The sequence below is a fragment of the Bradyrhizobium sp. 1200_D9_N1_1 genome, assembly GCF_052075915.1.
Taxonomy (GTDB): domain Bacteria; phylum Pseudomonadota; class Alphaproteobacteria; order Rhizobiales; family Xanthobacteraceae; genus Bradyrhizobium; species Bradyrhizobium diazoefficiens.
In genome coordinates, this window is the sequence record NZ_CP197226.1 from 5,046,945 (window position 1) to 5,062,791 (window position 15,847).

At 64.6% G+C, this 15,847-nt stretch carries 13 protein-coding genes and 1 tRNA gene; all 14 read right to left on the reverse strand.

Annotated features, from left to right (window positions below):
• Positions 1–95: 95 nt before the first annotated feature.
• Positions 96–758: a protein-L-isoaspartate O-methyltransferase family protein gene (locus AB5K84_RS24420; protein WP_038967576.1), complete on the reverse strand. Its 663-nt coding sequence runs from the start codon at positions 756–758 to the stop codon at positions 96–98.
• A gap of 138 nt (positions 759–896) precedes the next feature.
• Positions 897–1,076 carry a hypothetical protein gene (locus AB5K84_RS24425; RefSeq protein WP_011087243.1) on the reverse strand — a complete coding sequence of 60 codons (180 nt, stop codon included), beginning with the start codon at positions 1,074–1,076 and terminating at the stop codon, positions 897–899.
• Between the two features lie 217 nt (positions 1,077–1,293).
• Positions 1,294–1,368 (reverse strand) — tRNA-Asn (locus AB5K84_RS24430).
• 136 nt (positions 1,369–1,504) lie between these two features.
• The gene (locus tag AB5K84_RS24435) at positions 1,505–1,873 is read right to left on the reverse strand and encodes a hypothetical protein (protein WP_038967577.1); all 369 of its coding nucleotides are present in this window, start codon (positions 1,871–1,873) and stop codon (positions 1,505–1,507) included.
• Between the two features lie 211 nt (positions 1,874–2,084).
• Positions 2,085–3,779 (reverse strand): flotillin family protein, encoded by a 1,695-nt coding sequence (locus AB5K84_RS24440; RefSeq protein ID WP_011087242.1) that lies wholly within the window; start codon positions 3,777–3,779, stop codon positions 2,085–2,087.
• Between the two features lie 28 nt (positions 3,780–3,807).
• Positions 3,808–4,467: an OB-fold-containig protein gene (locus AB5K84_RS24445; RefSeq protein ID WP_011087241.1), complete on the reverse strand. Its 660-nt coding sequence runs from the start codon at positions 4,465–4,467 to the stop codon at positions 3,808–3,810.
• 10 nt (positions 4,468–4,477) lie between these two features.
• Positions 4,478–5,641, reverse strand: coding sequence for a PspA/IM30 family protein (locus tag AB5K84_RS24450; protein WP_011087240.1), 1,164 nt, complete (start codon positions 5,639–5,641; stop codon positions 4,478–4,480).
• Between the two features lie 1,299 nt (positions 5,642–6,940).
• Positions 6,941–7,324 carry a RidA family protein gene (locus AB5K84_RS24455; RefSeq protein WP_011087239.1) on the reverse strand — a complete coding sequence of 128 codons (384 nt, stop codon included), beginning with the start codon at positions 7,322–7,324 and terminating at the stop codon, positions 6,941–6,943.
• Between the two features lie 17 nt (positions 7,325–7,341).
• Positions 7,342–9,672: an acetamidase/formamidase family protein gene (locus AB5K84_RS24460; protein WP_038967157.1), complete on the reverse strand. Its 2,331-nt coding sequence runs from the start codon at positions 9,670–9,672 to the stop codon at positions 7,342–7,344.
• A gap of 281 nt (positions 9,673–9,953) precedes the next feature.
• Positions 9,954–11,195: an acetamidase/formamidase family protein gene (locus AB5K84_RS24465; protein WP_011087237.1), complete on the reverse strand. Its 1,242-nt coding sequence runs from the start codon at positions 11,193–11,195 to the stop codon at positions 9,954–9,956.
• Positions 11,196–11,238: 43 nt separating this feature from the next.
• Positions 11,239–12,861, reverse strand: a complete 1,623-nt coding sequence (locus AB5K84_RS24470) for an amino acid ABC transporter permease/ATP-binding protein (protein ID WP_011087236.1) — start codon at positions 12,859–12,861, stop codon at positions 11,239–11,241.
• Positions 12,861–13,790: an ABC transporter substrate-binding protein gene (locus AB5K84_RS24475; protein ID WP_011087235.1), complete on the reverse strand. Its 930-nt coding sequence runs from the start codon at positions 13,788–13,790 to the stop codon at positions 12,861–12,863. Before AB5K84_RS24475 ends, AB5K84_RS24470 begins: the two co-directional genes overlap by 1 nt.
• Before the next feature lie 70 nt (positions 13,791–13,860).
• Positions 13,861–14,925 (reverse strand): IS630-like element ISRj1 family transposase, encoded by a 1,065-nt coding sequence (locus AB5K84_RS24480; RefSeq protein WP_011084514.1) that lies wholly within the window; start codon positions 14,923–14,925, stop codon positions 13,861–13,863.
• 405 nt (positions 14,926–15,330) lie between these two features.
• A complete protein-coding gene (locus AB5K84_RS24485) occupies positions 15,331–15,594 on the reverse strand; it encodes a hypothetical protein (RefSeq protein WP_011087234.1) in 264 nt (87 codons plus the stop codon).
• Between the last annotated feature and the right edge of the window lie 253 nt (positions 15,595–15,847).

Below are 15,847 nucleotides of genomic sequence, written 5' to 3' on the forward strand. Positions count from 1 at the left end.
AACTACCTCAAGGTAGTTCTCGGTGGAAACTCTTCACGTGCAGCATCCCGGCCACACTTCTGATTCAGAACGGGATTTTAACGGGCTTTGGAGCGTCAGAAGACGAAGGCGGCGGCCCGTTCCAGCCCTGGGAGGACCGGGGCGGCGGCATCGAACAGCGCCCGATGGCCGAATTCGCCGTGGGTATGGGTCACGATCACGGCCCGCGGCGGCCGGGATTCGGCAGATACCCCCACCAGACGCCCGCCTTCCCCAAGCTGCCCGAGCAGCCCTTCCGGCGTCACCTCGACAGCGCCATTGAGGATAATGACATCATACGGTGCGGCAGAGGGGTCACCCTCGGTGCAGGAAGCGGCCTTGCAAGTGACATTGGCGAGCCCGAGGGCGGCGAAGGCGTCCTTGGCTTTCGCAACCAGGGCCGAATCGCATTCCGTCGCGGTAACCCGACCCGCCAGCTTGGCGGCCAATGCCGCGAGGTAGCCCGTGGCGCAGCCGACCACCAGCACGTTGTCACCCTCGCCGATCTCGGCGGCCTGGAGCAGCTTACCGGTCAGCTGCGGCTTGATCAGGAACCGCTTGCCGCCGCCCTCGCTCACATCGAGGTCGAGGTCGAGATAGGCCAAGGCCTGGCGGCTCGCCGGCACGAAGGCCTCGCGCGGAACCGTGAGCATGGCGTCGAGGACACGGCGATCAGTGACGTCGTTGGTGCGCACCTGGCCATCGACCATTTTGAGGCGCGCGGTCGAGAAACCGGACATTTGCGGACCCTGAAATGCGGACGATGCCGCGGACGAAAGTTGCCGGCATCTTTGGAACATGCCCGGCGAAAACGCAACATGGCCGTTGGCCTCCGCCGGCCAACGCCTCCGCGACTCGCCGCATCAGGGGGCGATGGACTATTCGATCGTCACCGCGAGGCGGCCGATCAGGGCGGCGACCTCGTCCAGCCGCGCCGAATCGGGCGTCTCGACCGCGCGCGCCAGGCAGGCGATGCATTCGTCGTCGCTGAGCTCGGGAATGTCGGCCGGCAGAATCGAGGGAGCCAGGTGGGCACGGTCGATCTGGATGTGGGGCATGGGAATCAGCTCCGTAAGAGTCCGGCCCTGCCAAGCTTGATTTGAATTAAGTCGATTTGGTGCCAAGCCGCACGGAGGCGAAGCTGCGGTCGGGACACGTTTGCTTGAACACGATTCTGCGTCGGATTCGGGCACGCACCGTGCTGAGAGATGGCCCGAGCGACATCGCACGCCACATCAAGGCGCGACTGCAAGCTACTGAAATTAAGGCGGAATTTGGCTCCCCGGGCTGGATTCGAACCAGCGACCATCCGATTAACAGTCGGATGCTCTACCGCTGAGCTACCGAGGAAAGGGCGAACCGTTCGTTCGCGCGCGGCTGCGTATAACAAAGCCGGTTGCGCTTGCAAAGGACGAATTCGTCATCTTCCGCAACGCGCCTGAGGAAGGGCCGGACGGCCCCTCCTCCGGCCATGTCGGGCGGAAAACTATTCGGCGACGAAGGACGTGGTCTTGGTGCCGGAGTCGTAGCGCAGCCGCAGCGCGGTGAACTTGCAGAGGTTGACGTTCTTCCAGAGCACCGACTCGTCGTAGTTCTGCCAGTCGACGCGGATGTTCCAGACACATCCCTCGTCGTCATCGTCGAACTCGACATAGGTGCTCGCCTGGTTCTGCAAAACCTTGTCGAGTTCGTTGTCCCATTCGTCCAGGCCATCGTCCGGCGCGTTGAAGCCCAGGAATTTGATGGCATAGCCGGTCTCGTTGACGACGGTGACGTTGCGGGCGTCCGCCGCGAACGACGGTGTGGCGGCGATCGAAAGACCGATCGCGACCAGTACAGCCAGAAAATACTTCATGTGAAATTCCCCCGATCGAAACAGGCTTTAAGCGCCTGACGTCGATCGGCGCAGGCGCCGCGGCAACCAATGGCGTTGCCTCCAACGGTTCGTCCGGAGCGTGATCGAAAGGTTCAACACGCCTCGATCAGCACTCCGGAGCCGTGCGCGACGCGAGACGCGCACGGGGATTTCTTATCGATTCGAATTCTCAGCAGCAATGAACGGGCGTTCATAGATCGGCGGCGTTCGTTTTCTCCGCCGCGGGCGCCGGCACAGCGGCACCGTTGCTCTTGCCCGTCACGGCGCCGACCAGCGCCTGCACGGGATCTTCGCCCGGCGCAAAGCCGCTCTGGCGCAGGATCTCGTCGATCATCGGACGCAGCGCGTGTACCTTGAGCAGCTCGCCCGCGAGCCCTTCGCCGAAGCCGACATTGCCTCCGCCGGCGCCATTGCCGCCGAATGCGCCGCCGGTGTGCAGGATGCGGACGTCCTTCAGGTTGGCGATCGGCTTGACCATCTCGGCGAGGGCCGACGGCATGATCTCGATCCGCTTCTTGGCGATCTCGAAGTCGATGACGTTGCTGCCGAGCTTGTTCTGCGCCTCGTTCTTCATGGTGATGACGGCAGCTTCCGCCTCGCCGATGTTCCGGACGCCGACCGCCTTGATCTTGTTGGACTCGGCCTCCGCCGTCGCCAGCGTCTTGGTGGCCTCGGCGCGATCGAGCGCGGCTCTCTTCTCGGCTTCGGCCGCCACGATCACCTCGGTCGATTTCCGCTCGGCCTCGGTGCGCGCGGCAAGCACCTGGGTGAGACGGGCACGATCGGCGACCTCGACGGCACGCGCGGTCACGACCTTTTCCTCCGCGGAGACGGCGATCGCCTCGGCCGTCTTGGCCTCGGCGACGGCTTCCGAGGTCTGCTTGCTCTTGGCCGCGATCTGGATCTCGTTCTCCTGGGTCGCGATCTGGATCTCGCGCTGCGCGTCGGTCTTGCGCTTGTTGATCGCCAGATCCGACTCGATCACGGCGGTCTCCTTGACCTGCTTGGCGCCGGCCTCCTTCTCGGCGACCGCCCGGTCGGTGTCTATGCGGGCGTTCTCCTCGGTCAGGCGCGCGGTCTGCGTTGCCGTCGCGACTTCCGCACGGGTGCTCGCGGTCTTGTTGGCGATGTCGCGCTCCTGGGAGAGCTCGGCTTCCTTCTTGGTGCGTTCGATGGTCAGCGTCTGCTGCCGCGCCTCGAGGTCCTTCTGGGCGATCGCCACCTCGTTGTCTCGCACGATGGCGTTGCGGTCACGCCGGCGGGTTTCGGTGATGGTCTTGAGCTGGGTGAGACCTTCGGCGTCGAAGAAATTTTCAGGGTTGAAGAACTTCACATCCGTCTGGTCGAGCTTGGTCAGCGACACCGATTCAAGCTCGAGACCGTTCGATTTTACGTCCGACTCCACGGTCGCCTGCACGTGTTTGACGAAATCGCTGCGCTTTTCCTGCAGTTCGAGGATGGACATGGTGGCCGCCACCGAACGCAGGCCGTCGACGAATTTTGCCTCGACCTGGTTACGCAGGGCTTCGGCGTCATTGGTCAGCGCGCCCAGCGTCTGGCTGGCGAGCGCAATACTCTCGTCGTCGGGACGGACGCGCACGTAGAACTCGGCCACGATGTCGACGCGCAGGCGGTCCTTGGTGATCAGGGATTCCCGCTCCTTGCGCTCGACGGTGAGCCGCAACGTCTTCAGATTGACGCTGGCATAGGAGTGGAAGATCGGCAGGATCATCGCGCCGCCGTCGAGCACGACCTTCTTGCCGCCGAGGCCGGTGCGCACGAAGGCCTCGTCGCGCGTGGCGCGCTTGTAGAGGATGGTGAAGACGATCCCCAGGACAATGATCAGCGCGACGCCGATCATGGCCGGGACTGCGATGTCGAACATGACTTTCTCCGCTAATGAGCTTGGCTGGCTAAGTGCTTAGAGTCGGCTTGGACGGCTTGAGTTCATCGTCGGCCTTGACCGCGACGAAGCGGGTGCCGGCGCGATCCACCAGCAGCACCATGGTTCCCTGCTCCAATGGTCCAGATGCGGGCGCCGCGACCGCCCAGACGAAGTGCCTGTTGCCGTGGACGTCGGCGACGCTGACACGGCCCGGCGGCCCCTGGTCGAGCGGACCGATGACGACCTCGCCGACGCGGCCGACGAGGTCGCCGAGACCGACGACATAGCTTTCATCCTTGGGAATGACCCGCGCGATGCCGCGGCTGGCGGCGCGGACCAGCGGAACCGAGACGGCGACGGCCCCGATCGAGGCGACCGTCGCCGGCATGGGACCGGCGACCATCCGCGCGACGTCCTGGATCAGGAAGCCGGTGATCGAGAAGGCGCCGAGCGCCAGCAGCAGGAAGATCAGCAGCGGCACGCCACCGACATTGATCCAGGAAATGGCGTTGAGCACGCCGTTGTCGCTGGGGTGACTGAAATCGATGCTGGTGCCCAGCATCTCGCTCAACGAGGCCCCGACCAGCATCGTGACCACCTCGAGCGAGCCGACGATGACGATCATGGCCGCCGCGATAGCGAACGGCCTGACCTCGGGCGCCATGACGTGTTCGAGCAGTGCGCTCATGACACATTACTCAGGAGCGCGACTTCAACCGCGCCAGCCTCGCTGCAATCTCCTTGTCGCGATGCAACGTGCTGAGCTCGTCGATGTCGCTTGAAAACGGGATGGCAGCCGGCACGCCGGTGGCGCGCGCCACCGCCCTGCCCGCACGCAGCGCCTTCGCCGCAGCCGAGGCACCACCGGGCTTCCGGGGCGACGTCGCGGCCTGGTGGCTTGCGTGGGCCTCGCTCTTTTCGAGATCCGCGCGGCGCTGCTCGGCATCCTGCAAGGCCGACAGCACGGCGCGCAGCGACGTCACGCACTGTTCGATCTTCTCGTTGTTCTCGTCGATGGCGCGGGAGAGCACCTCGAACTGCGCCTCCAGATCCATCTGGCGCGCGATGCCGGCGCGCGCAAGATCATCACGCCCGTCCGCGATCACGCTCTCGATCTTGGCGGTGAGATCGGTCATCTCGCGCTCGATCTCGGTGCGCCGCGCGTTGAGGCGGTATTCCTCGGCGCGCGCCGCCGCGAGCGCGTCGCGGGCCTCAGCTTCGGCGCGCTCGATCTCGCGGATGGCCTGGCCGACCACTTTCAGCTTGTTCTTGCCTTCCGCCTGCTCGATCGCGTCATAGGCGATCCCGGCGATCAGGCGCCCGACCCGGGACAGGAAATTGTCGGGGGCGGCAGCGATGGTATCCATGGCATTCTCCTCCTCTGGCAGACTGTTCGGCGTGACGCCGTAGTGAACTTCAAAGCCGTCGTCGGTGCGGATCAGGTGTGCGGGCGCGCTCTGCCCCCAGCCCTCGGCATAACCGGCGTAGTCAAAGGGCACGCTGAAGCGCCCTTGCACGGTCGCAATCGAAATGGTGGCGGGCCCCTTGATCTTGGCGAGCTTGTCGTCGAGCGGCAGGCGGCGCCCTTGCGCGGCGCGATAGTCGGCGCGGTCGCGCAGACCCAGCGTCACCAGCCGCGACGGCAGTGCGGTTGCTTTCCGGATCGGCTCATAGGCATGGGCGTGGAGCAGGACCACGTTGGAACCCACGTTATGGGTCCGCGCAACCTCGTCCAGGATCTCCATCATGCGGTCATAGGCCTGGAATGTCGCCTCCATGGCGGCCTTGGCGGCCGGGTCAGGGGCAAGCCTGTAACGCAGCGCGGACGGCGCGTTTCGGGGCGACTGGCTCATGGAAAGCACTAAAGCACCATTTTGGTGCTTTACAAGGGGGAAGGCCGATCACGTTCCACTGATCCTTATGCACTCTATGAGTTGGTCGCTGACGGGCTTTGGCGCGTTCAAGGCTGGCGATCACCCCTAGTTCACAGCCGATCAAGACTTCTTGCACGCGCGGGTTGCAATTTGAGGCGAGATGGAGGGAGCGTTCGGCAACGGTGCTTGGTGCTTGCTGCTCGCTCTCGTGCCCCGGACGCGCTGCAACGTGAAACGTTGCGGCGCAAAGCCGGGACCCAGGAAGCCGCACCGTACGCTGTGGCATGGGCCCCGGCTCTGCAGCGCGTCACTTCGTGCTGCGCAGCGTCCGGGGCACGAGACCAGAATTGGGGCTCGACTCTCTTAGCGTCGTCATTGCGAGCGCAGCGAAGCAGAATCTTTCCGCGGCGGCAGTCCGGATTGCTTCGCTGCGCTCGCAATGACGGAGTATTCGTAGGATGGGTAGAGCGAAGCGAAACCCATCAAAGCTTTTTCTGCGCGCGCCGAAGCATGATGGGTTTCGCAAGTGCTCTACCCATCCTACGACCTTGCAGACACACCTTCGTGTCCTCGCGGCTTGCTTCGCCCGAGCTTTGCTTCATCGCGACACCCTCCGATGTCAGAGGGCGCAGGGAAGGCCGGGTGCCGGCCGGGCACCCACGGTCCACTGTGCGAAAGGTGGCTACAAAATCTGCACAGCGGCATACAGGTGAAGCCCAACACACGGCCTTCCCTGCGCAGTGGTTTGACGGCTTATGCCGCGCTCTCCCCGGGGAGCGATGCACTATTGCCCCCGTCGCCTTGCGGATCGCTGATGCGCGTGCCCGGTCGGGCCGCTGCATCACCACAAGACTTGGCGCACAGACCCCGGGCGCCAGGACGACACAGTTTTGCCGTACGCAGATCACACCGGTCGTGTGCGCGACGGCCTTCGCTCACGGTTGCCCGCCCTGCGATGCCCATCGCGCCGATGTGACTAGCGTCCACCGCAGCTCACCCCGCGTGTCGTGACGATCGCGATACGCCCCTCTGACCGGGATGAGGTGGCGCACGAATACGCCAAAGCCGAATTTCGGTAAAGTGGAATCTTTTCGCCTGAGCGGATTGACCCGCGGCTTGGGTGTCTTGCCCGACGGGCAACGCAAGGGATTGTGGGGTCGCAGGGTGGGTTAGCGCAGCGTAACCCACCACTGTCTATCTCCGCAGAAGCAGAAGTGGTGGGTTACGCCAGCCGACCAGCGCTTCGCGCAGCCGCTCGGCTAACCCACCCTACAAAGCACACATGCCTCACGGCCGCCGGCACACCAGGTCGATCTCGATCAGCGCGTCATAGGCAAGCCCGGTGACGCCGACGCAGGTGCGGGCCGGCAGCCGGTCGGGCGCGAAGTAGGTGCGGTAGGTCTCGTTCATCGCGGCGTAGTCTTCCTTGAAACGCGTGAGGTAGATCCGCGTCATCACGACGTGCTCGAGGCCGAGATCGATGCCGGCCAAAACCACTTTCAGGTTCTCCATCACTGCTCGCGTCTGCGCCACGATGCCGTCGGGCAGCACGCCCGGCGACTGCGGCGTGTCCGGCATCTGGCCGGTGACGAAGACAAAGCCGTCGGTCTCGACGGCGTGGCTGAAGGGCGCGACCGGCTTCGGTCCGCCGCTGATCATGTGGAATTTCACTTGGGATATCCTTGGGGTTAGGAGGCGTTCTCGAACAGGCGCTTGCTGAGGATGGCGTGCACGCCCCAATTGCCATCGACGACTTGCGTGACGCCGAAATCGACGGCGGCCGACATCAGCGCGATCGCCTCGTCCTCGCTGAGGCCCTTCACGTTCATCAGGAAGCGCCGCATCTTGCGGAAGGCATCCTTCATGGCAAGGTCGAGCGAGGACTTGGCGTAGACCTCGCTCTGCCCTTGCGCGCCGAACTCGGCGAGATAGTTGGGATGGCTGAAGCCGGTCAACACCCAGTCGGTCGCGGTCTCGATCAGCGGATAGGAGAGATCGGCGAAAGGCTGGCCAGCAAGGTCGGCCTTCTTGTGCAGGATCACCTCGAAGGTGCCGGTCATCGAGCACTCGATCGCGGTGCCGCTGAGTTCGCCGTCGCCCTGGGCTGCGTGGGGATCGCCGACCGACAGCAGCGCGCCGGGAACGGAGACCGGAAGATAGACGGCCGCCCCCTTCCCCAGCCGCCAATTGTCGAGATTGCCGCCGAAATAGGACGGCGGCACGGAGTCGACGAAATCGACCTCGCGCGGCGCCACCGCGATCACGCCGAAATGCGGCCGCAAGGGAATGCGGATGCCGTCGAGCACGGCGTGGCGGCGCTTGATCGTGGCGGGCATGACGGGAATGCCGGGATAGTCGTAGGTCGCGTGCACCACGCCGAACGGATCGGTCTGGGGCTCCCAGCGGTAGGAATACAGCGCGCGGGCGTGCGGCGCGTCGGTGTCGTCAAATATCTCGTAGATCGTCACGGCTTCGCGCGGCTTCGGACCGCCGAGAAACTCGTTGTAGTGATAGCCCCACCACGCCGCGACCGAGGAGCCGAACACGCGGCCGGCATGGATCGGATTGCGGCTTGCGCGCGGCACGATGTCGAGGATGCGCACTTCCAGAACGTCGCCGGGCTGGGCGTCCTTCACCGCGACGGGCCCGGTGCAGATGTGCACGCCAAACCCCTCGCCGGCGCCGCGGCCGAACACGCTGGCATCCATCGGCCCTGCCCCGCGGCGATCGACGTTCTTTCGATCGCGCGTCCATCCGAACACGCTCTCGGCGCCGGCATCGCCCGCGATCATCATGTCGGGTGCGTCGGAGGCGTGTTGGGTCAGCGTCTCGATGGTGATGGTGTCACCCGAAGCGATCTCGATCTGTGGCGGCAATGAGCGGCTGAAATAGCCCCAATGGACGCGGCTGGCCTCGACCGGGAGATGGTGATGCCTGCGCTCCGTTGTCGTGCGCTCCTCGGCGCCGGCACACGCGACGCTGCTGCGTGCCTCCACGCCCGGATGCACCCGGAGCTGCGCCAGCGCCTCCTGCGGCCAGCCACGCTGACCGGCGACGCCGTGCTGCGAGGTCGCCCGCTCCGCCTCCTGCTGACGAAACTCGCGCGGCGGCAGGCCGAAGCGATGACGGAAGGCGCGGCTGAAATGCGCGGAATCGCCAAAGCCATAGGCGTAGGCGATCTCCGAGATTGAGCGATGCGCCTCCGCCGGATTGGACAGGTCGGCCCAGGCGCGCTGGAGCCGGCGTTCGCGGACATAGTGGGTGAAATTGTCGCCGACCGTCTCGAACAGCTTTTGCAAGTAGCGCTCGGAAATCCCCTCGGCCTCAGCGACGCGCGCGGGCACCAGCTCGGGATCGTCGAGCCGGCGTTCGATGGTCTGGCAGATCCGGTGCAGGAGCGCCGCCTGTGTCGCGCTCGTGCCGGCCTCGGACGTCGAGGCCGCCAGTTGATGCGCGAGCGTCAGGAGGAGATCGACGAGGCTCTGCGCGACCGCATTCCATTCGGCATCGCTCAAGCTGTCGAGCGTGCGCGCGGTCGCATCGAGCAGGCGCGCGAACACATCGGCAAAGCCGCCGGGCGGCACGACGCGGGGCTCGCCGAGCCGCGGCTTGCCCGAGAAGCGCCCGTGCAGCGCTTCGGAGGTCACCGACAGCGCGATCGCGCGCATGTCGCGCTGGAACACGATGCTCCAGTCCCCGCTGCGCGGCAGCAGCACGAGATGTCCGACGGGAACGATGCGGTGGCCGCCGGCGCTCTTCAGCACCATGCCGTCCTCGACCGGCATCAGTGCGATCGGAATATCTTCGCTGGATTGCGAGAGTGGACCGATGGTCTGCGCGCCCGCGGCCATGCGCGTCAGCGCGACGCCCGCAGTATGGCGATGCGATGCGGTTGCATGTCCGTCAAGGAAGGAATGGCCGGTCGCCGGTTGCAGGCCGACGGCAGCCAGCACGTCCCGCCAGGCTTCGGGGCGGTCGTCTTGCGCGTAGGACTCGCTCGTGAACGGCCGGAAGCTCATCGGATCAACCCAGATTGCAGTTGATCGAAGCAACCTCTGTGCCAGACGCACGCGATCCTCCGTCGCAGCGACGGGCCGCAAATGGGGCTCGTTGGTCATCCTCTCATTCCGAAAACAGGCTAACCTTCAACGGGTTAGAGCATGATGCGCTCGTCTTGACGCTCGTCATTCCGGGGCGTGCCCAAGCGCGAACCCGGAATCCATCGGGCGCAGAAGACGGTGGTGAAATGGATTCCGGGTTCGACGCTTTGCCTCGCCCCGGAATGACAAGACGGAGAGATCTAGTCGCACCGGAAGATGTTCTTGCGGATCGTGCCGTGGACGCCCCAATTGGCATCGACCACCTGGGTGACCCCGAAATCGGCGCCGACCGACAGCAGCGAGATCGCCTCGTCCTCGCTGAGGCCGTGCACGGTCATCAGGAACCGGCGCAGCTTGCGGAACGCATCGCGCATCGCACGGTCGAGACTACTGTGATTGGCGATCTCGGTTTGTGCGTCGGCCCCGAGCGCGGCGAGATAGTTCGGATAGGTGAAGCCGTAGAACGACCAGGCCTGCTCGGTCTCGAGCATCGGATGGTCGAGGCCTTCCAGATTGGTGCCGGCCAGATCGGCCTTCTTGTGCAGGATGAATTCGAAATCGCCGGTCAGCGAGGTCTCGATCGCGGTGCCGCCGAGCTCGCTGTCGCCCTGGGCGGCGTGGGGATCGCCGACCGAGAAATAGGCGCCGGGAACCGCGACCGGATAGAACATTCGCGCGCCCTTGCCGATGCGCCAGTCGTCGATGTTGCCGCCGGTGTAGCTCGGCGGGATCGAGCTGACGAAATCGGCTTCCGACGGCGCAAGGCCCATGGTGCCGAAATGCAATCGTGCGGGCACCTTCATGCTCGCGAGGATGTTCTCGCGCTTCTTGATGGTGGCGTGGTCGACGCGGACCCCGGGATAGTCGATGGTCGGATGCACGATGCCATCAGGGTCGGTCTGCGGCGTCCAGACATAGTTGTACACCGCCTTCGCGTAGGGCTCGCCCGAGGTGTCGAGCTCGAAGATGGTGACGACCTCGCGCGGCTTCGGCTCCTCGATCAGGTCGTGGTAGTGAAAGCCCCAGTTCGCTGCGACATTGGAGCCGAAGCAGCGGCCGGCATGGCAGGCGCTGCAGCTCGGCCGCGGCCTGATATCGAGGATGCGCACTTCGAGAATGTCGCCGGGCTCGGCGCCTTCGATCGCCACGGGACCAGTGAGGAGATGCACGCCGATCCCCTCGCCCGCGCCGCGGATGAACGGGCCTTCGACGGGGCCCGAGCCGCGCCGCGCCACCGCCTTGTGCTCGCGCGTCCACTGAAACACGCTCTCGGCGCCGGGATCGCCCTGGATCATGCGCTCGTAATCGTCGTTGGCGTGATGGGTCAGCGTCTCGATGGTGGCGCGGTCGCCCGAGCGCAGCGTCAGGGCCGGAGCGACCGTCTTGGAGAAATAGCCCCAGTGAACGGTTTTCGGCGAAACCGGCAGCGTGAAATGCGTCATGAGGTGGCCTCTTCGGGAGTCTTGAGCCTTGTGGACACTGCGCTCATCGGACCGCCTCCGGTGTCTTGTCGGCTTCCATTACGCTGAGGAAGCGCGCGGTGAGCGGATTGCGGGGGTTGGAGAGCACCTCGTGCGCCGGCCCCTCCTCGATGATCGTGCCGCCGCTCAAGAAGGCGACGCGGTCGGCGACTTCATCGGCGAAGCGTATCTGGTGCGTCGAGATGATCATGGTGAGGCCGTCGTCGATGGCGAGGCGCCGGATCACCTCCAGCACCTCGTTGACGAGCTCGGGATCGAGCGCGGAGGTCGGCTCGTCCAGCAGCAGCACGCTGGGGTTCGGCGCAAGCGCCCGCGCAATGGCGACGCGCTGCTGCTGGCCGCCGGAGAGATGCCGCGGCAGCGCATCGGCGCGGTGCGACAGCCCGACCCGGTCGAGCAGCTCGGTGGTGCGGCGCTCGGCATCGATCCGGGGCATGCCGTGGACCCAGCGCAACGGGCCGGCGATGTTCTCCTTTGCCGACAAATGGGCAAACAGATTGAACTGCTGGAACACCATGCCGACGCCGACGGTCGCCCGCTCGTTGGCGATCGCCCGCGGCGACAGCAGCTTGCCGTCGTCGTCAAAACCGAGACGCCGGCCGCCGACGCGCACGGTGCCGGCGTCCCAGTTTTCGAGATGATTGATGCAGCGGAGCAGCGTGCTCTTGCCGGAGCCGCTGGGGCCGAGCAGCGCGACCACCTCGCCGACGCGGACCGTGAGGTCGAGACCTCTAAGCACCTTTTGCGGGCCATAGCTCTTGGTGAGGTCCTTGGCCTCGACCGCGATGTTGTTGCGCGCGATCGTCGCGGCGCGGCGGGTGCGCTCCTCGCGGGTCAGCGCCAGCGGCGCGGTGTCCGCGAGCTCTGCTTGTGCGGGCTCCGGATCATCAACGGTGACGGCTGCAAGTTCGAGGTTGGTGCCGAGATCGACGCGGCGCCACGGCAGGTAATCAGCAAGCTTGCGCTCGCGGCCCTTGGCACGGTCGAGATCGAGCAGCCATTCGACGAATAGCTGGATGACGCTGATGGTGGCGGTCAGCACGAGATACAGAAGGCCCGAGGCGAAGAAGATCGAGAAGAAGTCGAAGGTCGAGGACGCCAGCTGGGTCGAGCGCAGCGTCAGCTCTTGGACCGCGACGACGGAGGCGAGCGAGGAATTTTTCAGCGCGCTCACCGCCTCGTTGCCGAAGGCCGGGATCATGGTGCGGATCGCCTGCGGCGCGATCACCCGCCACATCAGGATCCGCGGCGTCATGCCGAGCGCCTGGCCGGCGGTCACCTGCCCGCGGTCGACGCCGAGCACGCCGGCCCGCAGCATCTCGGCGATGAACGGCGCCTCGTTGCAGGCGAGCGCGAGGCCGGCAGCCAGCACCGCCGGCAGCTTGATGCCGATATGCGGCAGCGCGTCGTAGGCGAACACCATCTGGAGGATCAGCGGCGTGCCGCGGAAGATCACGGTGTAGGCCCTGGCGATCGCCGCCAGCAGCCAGAAGCGGGAGAGCTGCATGCCGGCGAGGATCAATCCGAGGATCAATCCGCCGCCGAGCCCGAGGGCGGTCACCTCGAGGGTGAGCTCGATGCCCTCGAGCAGATACGGCATGCTCAGGTAATGGAGGAACAGCGACATCAGTCAGCCGTCAGGATGTCCGGCTCCTTGAAGTTGTTCACGTCGAGCCCATGCTTCTTGAGAAGCTCCATATGCGTGCCGGCCTTCTGCACCTCGATCAGCGCGGCGAGCACGGCGTCGCGGAATTTCGGCTTGTCCTTCGGGACGGCAATGCCGACCGAATACGGGATCGTCACCGCGATCGCCTTCTCCAGCTTGTCCGGATAGGCCTTCACCGCGCTGTCGACGGTGTTGACGTCGTTGACATAGGTGTCGGCGCGGCCGGCGAGGATCGCCTGGATGCAGTTGGCGTTGTTGTCGTAGAGCTGGATGGTCGGCTCCGCCTTCCCGGCCTTCTTGCATTCCGGGATCAGCGCCTGGATCAGGGGCACCTCGACATAGCCGGTGTTTTCCGCGGCGGCCGCACCGCACATCGACATGTTGATGCCGTTGATGCCCTTCGGATTGCCCTTGGCGACCAGCACGCCATCGAACACCTTCGAGTAGGTGATGAAGTCGGCGGCCTTGGCGCGCTCCTTGGTGGCGTAGATGTCGGAGATCACGATGTCGGCCTGTCCGGCGGCGAGTGTGGTCAGGAGCGCCGCGAACACCACGGGCTTGTAGGTCAGCTTGAAGCCGAGGCATTCGCCGATGGCCTCGCCAAGATCGATGTCGAAGCCGATATATTTGCTGGGATCCTTCGGGTCGATCGTCTCATAGCCCGGCGTGTGGGGGTTGATGGCGTTGACGAGCGTCTTGCCCTTCCAGTCCGGATATTTCCCTTGGAGCGCGGCGCAGGCGGCGGGCGCTGCGGCCTGCGCGCTGAGCGGTGCGGCGAGAACGCCGAGAGCGATGGCGGCGCCGAGCGCGGCCTTGTGCCACGGCAACGATGAGCGTGCGATCCCCCGCCGCACGTTCCTCCGTACTTGGGGCAATACCCGTCTCTCCATATCCAGCTCCTTCGAATTGTCATGGCACTGGCCATGTTCCAGATCTCGGGAGCGAGCCTAGTACCCGGAATCAGAGCTGAGTGATACGGCGGCCTTTGAAACGGCGTTGACGGACCTTTTTCTTGGTCCAGACGAAGGGCTCGGCTCTGTCGTTGTATGCGTTGACGTAGGCATCGATGTGTTCCTGAAGCTGCTTGAGGCTCGTGAAGGAGGTGCCGCTGAGCGACTGCCCCTGCAAGATGGAAAACCATACTTCGACCTGATTGAGCCATGACGCACTTGTCGGCGTGAAATGAAATTGCACGTTGGGGTGGGCCTTGAGCCAGTCCTCGTTCTTTTTATGGGTGTTGAGGTTGTCGAGGATGACGTGAAGCTTGCGGTTCGGAAAAGTCGCGGTGACGCTGTTCATGAAATCGAGAAACTCGACGCGGCGCCGGCGTTTTGAATGGGTCGCGATGATCTTTCCGGTGGCGACTTCGAGCGCCGCAAACAATGTTGTGGTGCCATGCCGCTTGTAATCGTGGCTTTGGCCGGTTAAGGCGCGGCCATTGGGCAACTTCAGATAACCCTGCGCTCGCTCCAAAGCCTGGATCGAGGGCTTCTCGTCCACGCACAGCACAATGGCCTTCGCCGGCGGCGCGACATAGAGGCCGACAACATCGGCGGCTTTGGCCGTAAAGTTCGGGTCGTTGCTCTCGCACCAGGACTTGCGAGCCACCAGGTCAATCTTGTGGCTGCGCAGGAACCGCCAGACATATTGGACATCGACATCGCCCAGCGCCTCGGCCAGCAGGGGGCCGGTCCAGCGCGCAAACCCTTGCGGTGGCGGCTTATCCAGCAGCTTCAGAATCCGCTTGTCGGTCGTCTTCGTATAGATCGGCTGCTTGCCAGGCCGCGGCTTGTCTTGCAGCCCTTCAAGGCCATGGTCGGCATAGCGATGCCGCCAAAGGCTGACAATCCGCGGCTGGACCCCAACTTCCTTGGCGATCGACCGGGTGCTGCGCCCATCCGCCGCCAACAGAACTATCCGCGCCCGCTTCAAATCGCGCTGCAACGTCACCGGTGAGCGACAGCACGCCTCAAGCACCTTGCGATCTTTCCTCGAAAGGTGGACTTCTCTTGCTTCGGGTATCATCCCGACCTTGAATCACGACTCACGTTCCAAGAAAAGTGGGTACTAGGTGGAGTGCGCCGGGGAAAGCTTGTCCGCGGGCGTACAAAAAATTGGATGGAGGGGGCCCGCAATTTGGGCAAGCCGCTGCACAAAAACTGTTCGCAGGCTTTGCGCGCGGTGAACCGATATTCCGAATTCGGCGGAACCAAATGATCTCGTATCACGCAGGGGTCTGCACGATCAGGGAACCATTCGATTGGGTCATTTGACAGAGATGTGACGCGTTACGGACGTATCTGCGTGCGATATCCGAAGCAGATCACCGCCCCTCCACAGCCTGTCCGCAGCATATCCACAGGGTGACTATGCCGGATTCGCGAGGCCGCACGAGCCACTTGCTGCGCACAAACTCACAGACCCGCTATGTCAGCCGCCGGCCTGATCGAACACGGAACGGCAAGCCTCGCTCAAGCTTGACCGGTTACGGCGCAGGCAGGCCGTGATGGCGCGGACATTGGGAATCTCGCCGGCGCAGAGCCGGTAGACGTCGGGGGTGCAGGCCCGGCGCTGCTCCGCCGTTCCCTGCTGCGCGTGAGCCGCGGAGGCAAACAGCGTCAGGAACAGTCCGACCGTGGAGGCGTGTCGCGCCCGGCTCTTCACACCCGCAAACCGCAAGAACCTTGCCTTCATGACGAAGTCTCCTGTCTGCCCTGCCCGCCCCGGCCAGCCGTTGGCCGATGTGTGCAGGGGTAGGAGAAATAAATCGTGGAGAATGTGATCCCTTTCACACGGGCAGCCAGCCCGGGACGCCTAAGTTCCCGCGAGGATTTTCAGGAATCGCTAACCATACGAGACCTGATCGCCGGATCGTTAAAATGCGAACGATCGGCTCAATCGGGCAACAAACCGGCTTTGCGACATTGCGCCATCCGCGTTCCGGAGG

Coding starts and splice junctions, on each gene's coding strand:
- AB5K84_RS24420 (WP_038967576.1), bottom strand. CDS start 758: ATGTCCGGTTTCTCGACCGCGCGCCTCAAAATGGTCGATGGCCAGGTG.
- AB5K84_RS24425 (WP_011087243.1), bottom strand. CDS start 1,076: ATGCCCCACATCCAGATCGACCGTGCCCACCTGGCTCCCTCGATTCTG.
- AB5K84_RS24435 (WP_038967577.1), bottom strand. CDS start 1,873: ATGAAGTATTTTCTGGCTGTACTGGTCGCGATCGGTCTTTCGATCGCC.
- AB5K84_RS24440 (WP_011087242.1), bottom strand. CDS start 3,779: ATGTTCGACATCGCAGTCCCGGCCATGATCGGCGTCGCGCTGATCATT.
- AB5K84_RS24445 (WP_011087241.1), bottom strand. CDS start 4,467: ATGAGCGCACTGCTCGAACACGTCATGGCGCCCGAGGTCAGGCCGTTC.
- AB5K84_RS24460 (WP_038967157.1), bottom strand. CDS start 9,672: ATGAGCTTCCGGCCGTTCACGAGCGAGTCCTACGCGCAAGACGACCGC.
- AB5K84_RS24465 (WP_011087237.1), bottom strand. CDS start 11,195: ATGACGCATTTCACGCTGCCGGTTTCGCCGAAAACCGTTCACTGGGGC.
- AB5K84_RS24470 (WP_011087236.1), bottom strand. CDS start 12,861: ATGTCGCTGTTCCTCCATTACCTGAGCATGCCGTATCTGCTCGAGGGC.
- AB5K84_RS24475 (WP_011087235.1), bottom strand. CDS start 13,790: ATGGAGAGACGGGTATTGCCCCAAGTACGGAGGAACGTGCGGCGGGGG.
- AB5K84_RS24480 (WP_011084514.1), bottom strand. CDS start 14,925: ATGATACCCGAAGCAAGAGAAGTCCACCTTTCGAGGAAAGATCGCAAG.
- AB5K84_RS24485 (WP_011087234.1), bottom strand. CDS start 15,594: ATGAAGGCAAGGTTCTTGCGGTTTGCGGGTGTGAAGAGCCGGGCGCGA.